At 37.4% G+C, this 9,791-nt stretch carries 6 protein-coding genes; 1 reads left to right on the top strand and 5 read right to left on the bottom strand.

All coding sequences use genetic code 11. The annotated features are described in order from the left end of the window. The first annotated feature begins 258 nt into the window (after positions 1-258). Complete coding sequence (locus LUU93_RS08535; protein ID WP_232680329.1) at positions 259-2,400, top strand: beta-galactosidase; 2,142 nt, start codon at positions 259-261, stop codon at positions 2,398-2,400. 197 nt (positions 2,401-2,597) lie between these two features. On the opposite strand, the gene LUU93_RS08530 is transcribed toward LUU93_RS08535, so the two are convergent. From LUU93_RS08530 to LUU93_RS08510, 5 genes are all read right to left on the bottom strand, one after another. After that, a complete protein-coding gene (locus tag LUU93_RS08530; protein ID WP_232680327.1) occupies positions 2,598-4,196 on the bottom strand; it encodes a glycoside hydrolase family 43 protein in 1,599 nt (532 codons plus the stop codon). A gap of 17 nt (positions 4,197-4,213) precedes the next feature. Continuing rightward, the gene (locus LUU93_RS08525) at positions 4,214-5,530 is read right to left on the bottom strand and encodes a sugar porter family MFS transporter (protein ID WP_232680325.1); all 1,317 of its coding nucleotides are present in this window, start codon (positions 5,528-5,530) and stop codon (positions 4,214-4,216) included. Between the two features lie 65 nt (positions 5,531-5,595). Beyond that, complete coding sequence (locus LUU93_RS08520) at positions 5,596-6,840, bottom strand: glycoside hydrolase family 88 protein (RefSeq protein WP_232680323.1); 1,245 nt, start codon at positions 6,838-6,840, stop codon at positions 5,596-5,598. Positions 6,841-6,887: 47 nt separating this feature from the next. Next, on the bottom strand, positions 6,888-8,546 hold the full coding sequence (locus LUU93_RS08515) for a glycoside hydrolase family 43 protein (protein WP_232680321.1): 1,659 nt from the start codon (positions 8,544-8,546) through the stop codon (positions 6,888-6,890). A gap of 3 nt (positions 8,547-8,549) precedes the next feature. Further along, positions 8,550-9,749, bottom strand: a complete 1,200-nt coding sequence (locus tag LUU93_RS08510) for a BT3233 family polysaccharide utilization protein (protein WP_232680319.1) — start codon at positions 9,747-9,749, stop codon at positions 8,550-8,552. Positions 9,750-9,791 lie beyond the last annotated feature (42 nt).

Raw genomic sequence — 9,791 nt, 5'->3', positions numbered from 1 at the left:
CACTCACAACCATTGTCAGCCTGGGTTTGAAATGGAAAAAACTGCCTTAAATTTGCTGCTGGCTCAGATAGAAAATAAATAAGACCGGCAAGATCTGCAGATTTTTTACTTATCATCACAAATTCTTCAAAAAGACTGAACCGAAACAATTTAACCAAATAACAGTTATTCTTTAAATATTGAGTTTTAACAAACAGTTCAGAATAGTAATTGTTCAATTAAAATATACTTTTGGAATACACATAATTTTAATTTATCATGCAACAGATAAATCAGATCTTAAAAATATTTTACGACAGTCTTATTCAAAGCAATAAGACAGCTGCAGTTATAATGCTGCTGCTCTCACAAATGTCTTTCTCTCAGAACCCGGAAGCTTTTTTTAATAAAAAAGACCTGATGCTTGTAGGAAGCTATTACTACCCTGAACAATGGCCTGAAGCAGACTGGGAAAGGGATATCAAAAAAATGTCAGAGTTAGGTTTCGAATTTACTCATTATGGTGAATTTGCCTGGTCGACAATGGAACCCGAGGAAGGAAAATACAATTTTGAATGGCTGGATAAAGCTGTTGCCCTTGCGGAAAAGTATCATCTTAAAGTGGTATTATGCACTCCAACTCCGACTCCTCCGGTATGGCTTACACAAAAACACCCCGATATACTGATGGTCAATGCAGAAGGGCGCACCATTCAGCATGGAGCCAGACAGCAGGCATCCTGGTCCAGCAAAACCTATGAGCAATACTGGTCCAAAATTGTAACACTGCTGGCCAAACGCTATGGCAGCAATAAAACTGTCTGGGGATGGCAGATTGACAATGAACCTTCTCATTATGGCGCTTCTTTTGATTATAGCGAAAATGCACAAATCTCTTACAGAGAATGGCTGAGAAGTAAATATAAAAACATTGAAAACTTAAATAAAGTCTGGGGAAATGCTTTTTGGAGTCAGGCCTATAATAATTTTGAGCAGATACGAATTCCTAATCAGAAAGAACTCGTACAACAGGCCAATCCGCATGCCATTTTAGATTTTAAACGTTTTACTGCCGATGAAGCTGCGAGGTTTATTATCTCACAGAAAAATATATTACGAAAATATATTAAACCCGCACAATGGGTAACCACCAATTTGATGCCACTGCATTCAGCCGTAGATCCGCTGAGAATGAAAGAGCTCGATTTCCAGACTTATACCAAATATCTCGCAGAAGGTTATGACTTAGGACAAGGAGTACAGGGTTTTCGTATGGGATCAGCAGCCAGTATTGGATTCTCTAATGATTTTTTCAGACCGATTAACGGCGTGAGCGGTGTAATGGAACTTCAGCCAGGGCAGGTAAACTGGGGATTGTTTAACCCTCAGACAATGCCCGGAGCCGTACGAATGTGGATGTATCATGTGATGTCAGGAGGCAATAAATTTGTATGCAATTACCGCTTCAGACAGCCGTTATCGGGAGGAGAACAATATCACTACGGTATAATGAAAACAGACGGCATCACAGTAAGCCGTTCCGGAAATGAATACATTAAGGTAATCAAAGAACTAAAAGAGCTGCGTACAGCATATAAACCTGAAGTAAAAACGCCCGAAGCACTTCTGAAAAGAAAAACGGCAGTTTTATACAATCCTGATAACCGATGGGAAATGGAATATCAGCCGCAGACCAATCAATGGGATTATATGGCACACGCTGGCCGTTACTATAAAGCACTTAAATCATTTGGCGCACCGGTAGATGTGATTGACGAAAGCAAAGATTTCTCTGATTATCCTTTTTTGATAGCACCTGCATATCAGCTTCTGGATGAAAAGCTTACAGCAAGATGGAAAACTTATGTTGAGAATGGAGGGCACCTGGTTCTTACTTGCCGCACAGGCCAGAAAGACAGGGAAGCGCATCTCTGGGAAGCTGTATTTCAAAAACCAATACTGGAATTAATTGGTGCTGAGGAAATCTATTTTGACCTCCTGCCTGTTTCTTTAATGGGAAAAATTAAAATGGATAATAACTTTTATGACTGGAACAATTGGGGCGATATTATAACCCCAAAGAATAATACTGCAGTCTGGGCAGAATATGACGATCAGTTTTATAAAGATAAAGCGGCTGTACTGCACCGACAGCTTGGCAAAGGAACTGTGACTTATATAGGAGCTGATACAGATGATGGAAAACTGGAAAGGCAGATACTTAACAAGATATTCAAAAAAGCCGAAGTACCTGTTCTTTCACTACCGGAAGGTGTACTGGCAGAATACAGTAACGGGTTTTGGTTTGGACTAAACTATTCTTCTGAAAATCAAGAAATCCCTGTACCTGAAAAGGCAAAAATATTGATTGGACAAAAAAATCTTAAACCCGCAGAGGTTGTTATCTGGCAGGAACAGTAATAGAATAAATCTAAAAGAAATAAGCCCGATATTGTATCGGGCTTATTTCTTTTAGATTTAATTATAAATTCGTCCAAAATTTTGAATGCATTATAAAATCATTGATGGAATAAAGAACGGTCTTAAATATATTAAATACTCAAAAAACTTAAACACTATTCTATCCCTTTATTCTTTTCCTTATCCAATAAAATTTATTATTTCTCTAAACGATAATTAAAATAATCTATATCTAAGTATCCTGTATCTGAATCATTATTGTATGTATAAATACCTATTCTATCACCGCGATATGAACCCCACATAAGTTGATAAGGATCACCAAATGGAATAAATTCTGATCCATCTGTACTGTAATAAAATTGGCTTATTCCGTCTAGTCCCCATATTGATTTTAACCACAAATTATTGCTCAAAATAGTATCGCCCGATACAACTGAGTTTTTAGTTTTATATTCTATTTTTTTTACCACACCATCATACACTACACCTAAAGATGCATAGTCAGGAGAACCAAAATGGGTTAATCCTGATTTTTGGCCTTTAGTCATTCCTTGTAAATCTAACTTAACAATAACTTCATTAAACGAAGTTCTAAAAGAACGCTGCGTTATGGTATTACCTGCTTTTACTATATTATTTTCCTCTAAAGGCCGAAAAGCTTTTAATCTAAGCCATCCCTTACGTTCTGTTAATGACCATTTATCAGCTCTGGGCTGATAATTCCATTCCCATTGTTGAGTAAGTTTTGTTGTATTGAAATCGTCACTTGTTTGCGGCTTTATCTTTTTCTTTCCCGAAACAGGTTTCTTTCCTGACCAAACCATTGAACCAATCTGATTACTATCCGGATTTCCTAAAATTGGCCATCCATCTATCCACAAAACGGGCAGTAAACTCATATTTCTGCCGGACCAGTCACCAGTACCGTGATGCGTCAAAAAATACCAATCTCCGTTTTGAGTTTGAACAATCCCTCCCTGATTGGGTTCATTATATTCCTTTTGAGCATAACTTAACTGCTTTGGTCCTTCATATGGGCCGTAAATACTCTTAGATCGTTCCATCATTACTACCCTTCCACTGTCTTTAACCTCAGAAAAAAAGTGATAATAAGTATCCTTAATTTTAAATAGCTTGTTGGCCTCGCTCCCTTTAGACTGATATAATATCTTATCTGATTCTTTAATCAAATTTTTACCATCAGAAGTCATTTTAAACAGATGTATTTTATATCCATCGGCAAAGTTGGTTCCTATAAAATAACCTTGTCCGTCATTATCCCAAAACGGGCAGCCATCATCCCATCCTTTTGCTGCGAGAACCTGAGTAACCGGCTCCCATGGACCTTCTGCTTTTGGCGCCGTTGTCATAAAATAGCCTTGATCGGGATCGCCAAAATAAATCCAAAATTTACTCTGATGATAACGAATAGCTCCAGCCCAAATACCTCTGCCATAAGTATTCATCTTATCCCAATTCATCTCTGGTGAAATTTTTGTAATATCATTCACGGCATGGCTGATGATACTCCAATTCACTAAATCCTGAGAATGTAAAATAACAAAACCGGGAGAATATTGAAAAGTTGAAGAAACTGCATAGTAATCCTTCCCAACCCTTATACAGTCCAAATCACTATAATCAGCCGGAATTATTGGATTCTTATACGTTCCATCGTTTTGATCTCCCCAAGTCTGCCAATCTCCCCATTTTACTTTTTCCTGCGAAAAAGCACCATTAATTCTAAACAGAAATAAACAGATGAAAAGTATAAATTTTAATCTTTTAAACATCAGCTTTTATTTTTCTGTTACTGTTTAAAAACCGTTTCCTGCAGTTCTTCCAAAGATTTTCCTTTGGTTTCCGGCATCATAAAAATGACAAAAAGCAACTGGAACACCATCATTACAGCAAAGATCAAAAACACAACCCCTGCTCCAATTGTAGAGAATAAAAATGGAATCATCGAAGGAATAATTGCTGCCAAAACCCAGTGTGTTGAGGAACCAAATGCCTGTCCGCTGGCACGTAAGTGATTCGGGAAAATTTCAGAAATAAACACCCAAATTACAGCTCCCTGCCCGATAGCATGTGAAGCAATAAACATAAAAAGAAAAATAGGCACTGCCATTCCTTCCCACTTAAGAAAGAAAGCTGCAGAGACTAGTCCCAAAGAAATAATATATCCCACAGATCCAATATACATCAATACTTTTCGTCCGAGAACATCAATAAGGAAAACCCCAAAAAGTGTAAACACAAGATTAGTCAGACCGATACCTACACTGCTCATAAGTGCGGCGCTCTCTTCTAAACCTGCTTCCGCAAAAATTCTTGGCGCATAGTACAAAAAGGCATTAATTCCTGAAAATTGATTAAATACTGCAATTAAAAAGGCTAAAAGCAGTGGGAATCTGTATTTCTTCAAAAAAATAGTTTCTCCTTTTTGATCTTCATTTTCACCAACATGCATCTCCAGCATCAAATCTTCCATTTTAGCTGATGGGTCAATTTTCTGCAGGACTGTTTTTGCTTCATCAAGTCTTGATTTAGAAAGCAGCCATCTTGGACTTTCCGGAATACCAAAAACAATTATAGTATAGAAAAATGCCGGAAAAGCCATTACTCCAATCATCCATCTCCATGCATTTTCACCAGCATCTCTCAGGAGATAATTAGATAAAAATGCTATCAAAATACCTAGCACTATATTAAATTGATACAGCGATACTAAACGCCCTCTGTCTTTTGCAGGTGCAATTTCTGATACATAAGCAGGTGCTGCAATTGTTGAGGCGCCAATTCCTAATCCTCCTAAAAAACGGAAAAAAGCAAAAGTCCAAGGGTCGTTAGCCAGTGAAGAACCTATGGCCGAACCTAAAAATAAAACTCCTATCCAGATAAGGGTCTTTTTCCTGCCGATTGTATTGGTTGGAATCCCGCCAAAAATTGCTCCTATTACTGTACCCCATAATGCCATTGCCATTACTACAGATCCATGAAAAACATCTGAAGTATGCCAAAGCTCCTGTAATTTTGTGTCAGCACCCGAAATCACTACAGTATCAAAACCAAAAAGAAAACCTGCGAGGGCGGCCGTGATTGACCATAAAAATATTTTATTCATAATTATTATTTGATTAGTTTAATTATCAACTGTATTGTGATTCATACTGCTGATACTATTTGTGGTTATTTTTTCAACGTAATTTCTTTAGCCGGAAAAAGAGGTGTAAACAAATCCTTCCCGGCCTTAAGTTTCTTTAAACGGAGCAGTGCTTCTATATAATAATAATCGGCATAAATAATAGAATAATCAATTTCGCTTTTATTAGGATAATGACCCGTTGAATGAAGCAGGAATGCCGGGTTTTTATTACCGCTTTTATATCTTTTCGTTGACAATTCCTTCAGCATGCCTTCAGCTTTACTTAAATATTCTTTTGCAAGCTCCTTATCGGCAGTATAAGTAGAAAGTTCGATTAAGCCTGATGCTGTTAAGGCTGCTGCAGAAGCATCTCGGGGTTCTTTTGTAATATTTGGGACATCAAAATCCCAATAAGGAATTAAATCTTTTGGCAGACGATCCAGATATACTTTTGTCACCTTATGAGCAAAATCTAAAAATTTAGGGTCTTTGGTTTCTCTGTAAACCATGGTATAACCGTAAATAGCCCAGCCCTGTCCTCTGGCCCACATACTTTCATCAGAATACCCCTGATGCGTAACTGCTTTTATCTTCTTCCCGGTCACAGTATCGTAAACTACTACATGATAAACAGAATTGTCAGCCCTAAACTGATTCTCCATAGTTACCTCAGCATGTTTAACTGCCATATTATATAATGATCTGCCGCCGCCGTTTTTTGATGCTTCAAACAACATTTCCAAATTAATCATATTGTCTATAATGGTATTATGAGGCCAGTTCATTTTCTCACGCATACCAGGCCAGGACAAGATTGTGCCTGCTTTAGGATTGTATAATTTAGACAATGTATCAGAAGCTTTTACGAAAATATCTTTATATTCTTTGTTACCGGTTAGCCTGTAGCCGTTTCCAAAACTGCAGTACATTTGAAAACCAAGGTCATGATCTGTTGCGGTACGCATTGCCAAAGGGGTTAAAAAACGGCTGTATTTATCTGCCTTTTCTTTCCATTTAACATCTCCTGTATATTCATAAAGATACCACAAGATCCCTGGCCAGAAACCACTCGTCCAATCCTCATATCCTACAAAACGCCATTGCTTAGATCCCGGGGCTATATTTCTGGGAATAGCTAAAGTATCTGGCATAACGGCAAGAGTTTTATTGGCTTGAGCAACGCAATAATCTAAATTTTTATCTATATCAAAATTCTTCTTCTCATCTCTTTGAAAACTGACCATTGCAATTATTACTGCAAAAAAAAGGATCTTCTTAGTTATTTTCATTTATTACAATTTTTAATTTTATTCTTTTCTTATACTTTAATTCTAATTTATTTCGAAACTTTAAACCAGTCAAAATCAGCATAACTGCCCATTCTTACATTGGCTTCACTCATTGAAAACAACCCCATTTTGGCACTGATCCATAAATCTTTCTGTGCTTTAAAACCTTCGCCTATTGGCATAAATTTTTTACCGTCTTCACTATAACTGAACAAACACGCAGCATCTGGAGCTGCAACTTCCATTCTTAAAAAAATCTCGTTTTTTTGAAGCTTTTTCTTTTCAATTACTTTCTCTTTCGAACCCTTTATCGCTTCATTGCAAATCACCTGCTTTACCCAAAAGCTTCCCTCTTCATAAGTGATTCCCGCATAAGCGTAAGATTGTCCCATCATCAGGATACCAGCTGTTTTTCCCCCGGCATCCCATTCAATATTAAGTTTCACTTTAGTGGTTGTTGTGAAATTCTCTGCCGGTAATTTTTGTAATAATAAATTTGGAGCATCCCATAAATTTGGAAGCTGCTTTTTACTAATGCAAAACAGTCTTAAATAATCAGTTCCCGGAATCTGGGCACTCCATGTAATTGAAGGATTACCATACCACTGCCATTGGATGCCGGGTTTTCCATCGTTGAAATCGTCTGATTCCTGAGGTGTAACAATAGGATATGTTTTTCCTACTGCCGGTTTTTTATAACTTAAAATAGGTTCCCCAACGCCATTACCGTCAAGATCCCTGCCCATAAGCGGCCATCCGTTTGTCCATTTAATTTCCTGCAGATGAAGAACTCTTCCATAAACTCCTTTATCCTGAAAATGCATAAACCACGAATCTCCATTTTGAATAGTGACCCATGCACCCTGATGAGGCCCGTTTATCTTGGTGCTTCCTTGTTCTAAAACTATTTTTTCTTCATAAGGGCCATATATATTTTTTGACCTTAAAACCAGCTGCCATCCTGTTTCGACTCCGCCTGCCGGAGCAAACACATAATAATAACCGTCTTTTTTATAAAGTTTAGGCCCCTCAACTGTATGGTGTTTATCATGTCCGTCAAATATGTGCCTGCCTTGATCAACTACTGCTGTTCCTTCATTGTTCATCTCATTGATCGTGAGCAGACTGTTTATGCCCGCTCTGCTTCCTGCCCATCCGTGAATTAAATAGGTTTTATCTCCATCCCATAATGGACACGGATCGATTATCCCTTTTCCTTCCATTACCAAAACCGGTGTTTCCCAGGCTCCTGCCGGATTCTTTGTTTTAACCATATAAACCCCAAAATCAGGGTCTCCCCAATAGATGTAGAATTCTTTTTTATGATATCGAATTGACGGCGCCCATACTCCTTTACTGTGCTGGGGAATATCAAAAACTTTTTCAGGAACAATTTTGTTAACTGCATAATTGATAATAGTCCAGTTCACTAAGTCCTTCGAATGAAGGATAGGCAGTCCCGGCGCACAGTTAAAACTACTTGCGGTCATATAAAAATCATCGTCAACCCTAATAACATCAGGATCAGAATAATCTGCATGCAGTATGGGATTGGTAAATGTACCGTCACCCTGATCAGACTTCCATACCTCTGACACATAAGCTGCTTTGTCAGGTATTGCTGCATTTTTAATATTCTGGCTTATAGAAATACTATTATTAAGTACCAAAATAAAAAGGGCAGAAACTATTTTTTTATTTATCATCCTTTAATGAATTTCAACTAATAATGGACTCTGAACTAATTGTGCTTGTTTTTCTAATAATGCATCCCACTCTTCAACTGAATTTACCTGACCGCTTTTGAGCCATGCAAACCCTGCATAATAAACTAATGTGCTATTTTTAGGTTCTGTAACAATTAGGATCTGGCTTTGGTCAACAGCTTTAGAATGATAGTCGAATGCTTTTTTGACAGCTTTTGGATCCATGACAATTCCTTCTCCTACATAAGAATCATCCATAGGTTCCCAATGACGGAAAATTCCTTTTTTGGCGTCGATACTTACTTTTCCTTTTTCCTGATGCAGCGTAATACCCAACGTATAATTTGGGATTTCAGAAGCTGAACTGATTTTATTTTCGAATCTTGAGAAATTAGACCCTAAATCAAGCGAAATTCTTTTGACCTCTTTAACGCCATATTTACTCCACGCTGGGTATTCTAATTCAAAAACTGTTCGTAAAGGTCCTTTGGCAATTACTCTATATTTTTGAAAATTTTTAGACGTATACAAACTGTCTTTTTCCCAAATTCCTGTTCCACCTGTACCTCTGCTGTACCCAACATGATAAGGATCATAACCTTCTCCGTGGTCAATGTGATAATATCCTGCAGCTGTAACATTTTTAGTATACCAGGAATCAATTATAGAATAGTTTACTTTTTTTAGCCAAATATCAATACCGCTTGAGAGCGTGCCTCCTTCTTTTCTTTCATCTACCAAACGCTGTGCTTCAGGGCCATAGGTTCTAAAAGCGACTTTATCATTCTCCCATGCAAAATCATCGATTCGCTCGGGAACAAAACGGGCATAAGTGGTGAGAGCAGCTGTTGGTCTTTTTAGAGCTTCTTTGGCATCAATAAAAACGGTATAGATTACTTTAGACAAAGCTGGAACTGCTGCCTGAAACAATAATTCGTCCGGAGTTCCGTCAAGATTATTATCAAGCAATTGCGTCACTAATAATTCTCCTTTTTCATTTTTCACCAATACATCATTATAATTTTTAAGAGAAGAAAAAGCTTTCGACTTTTTAAGATCTATTGAAACTATTTCTCCAATCCTGTCAAAGCCTAATTTGTTTTCAATAATTATTTTTTTATCCAAGTTTTGATGACCTTCAAAACTGGAAAACAGGCCAATGATTCCTAAAAAAAAGATGCTGTTTTTAAAATTTAATTTCATGCTGTATATTATTACCATTATATTTAATTGCTCTTTGTGCCA

Origin of the sequence: Flavobacterium soyae, assembly GCF_021245985.1 — a bacterium.
GTDB lineage: Bacteria > Bacteroidota > Bacteroidia > Flavobacteriales > Flavobacteriaceae > Flavobacterium > Flavobacterium soyae.
Note: the sequence above shows the minus strand (reverse complement) of the source record. Positions and strands in the feature narration are given on the sequence as shown.

Bases quoted from the DNA above. Each gene is read 5' to 3' on its own strand.
- LUU93_RS08535 (WP_232680329.1), top strand. From the start codon at position 259: ATGCAACAGATAAATCAGATCTTAAAAATATTTTACGACAGTCTTATT.
- LUU93_RS08530 (WP_232680327.1), bottom strand. From the start codon at position 4,196: ATGTTTAAAAGATTAAAATTTATACTTTTCATCTGTTTATTTCTGTTT.
- LUU93_RS08525 (WP_232680325.1), bottom strand. From the start codon at position 5,530: ATGAATAAAATATTTTTATGGTCAATCACGGCCGCCCTCGCAGGTTTT.
- LUU93_RS08520 (WP_232680323.1), bottom strand. From the start codon at position 6,840: ATGAAAATAACTAAGAAGATCCTTTTTTTTGCAGTAATAATTGCAATG.
- LUU93_RS08515 (WP_232680321.1), bottom strand. From the start codon at position 8,546: ATGATAAATAAAAAAATAGTTTCTGCCCTTTTTATTTTGGTACTTAAT.
- LUU93_RS08510 (WP_232680319.1), bottom strand. From the start codon at position 9,749: ATGAAATTAAATTTTAAAAACAGCATCTTTTTTTTAGGAATCATTGGC.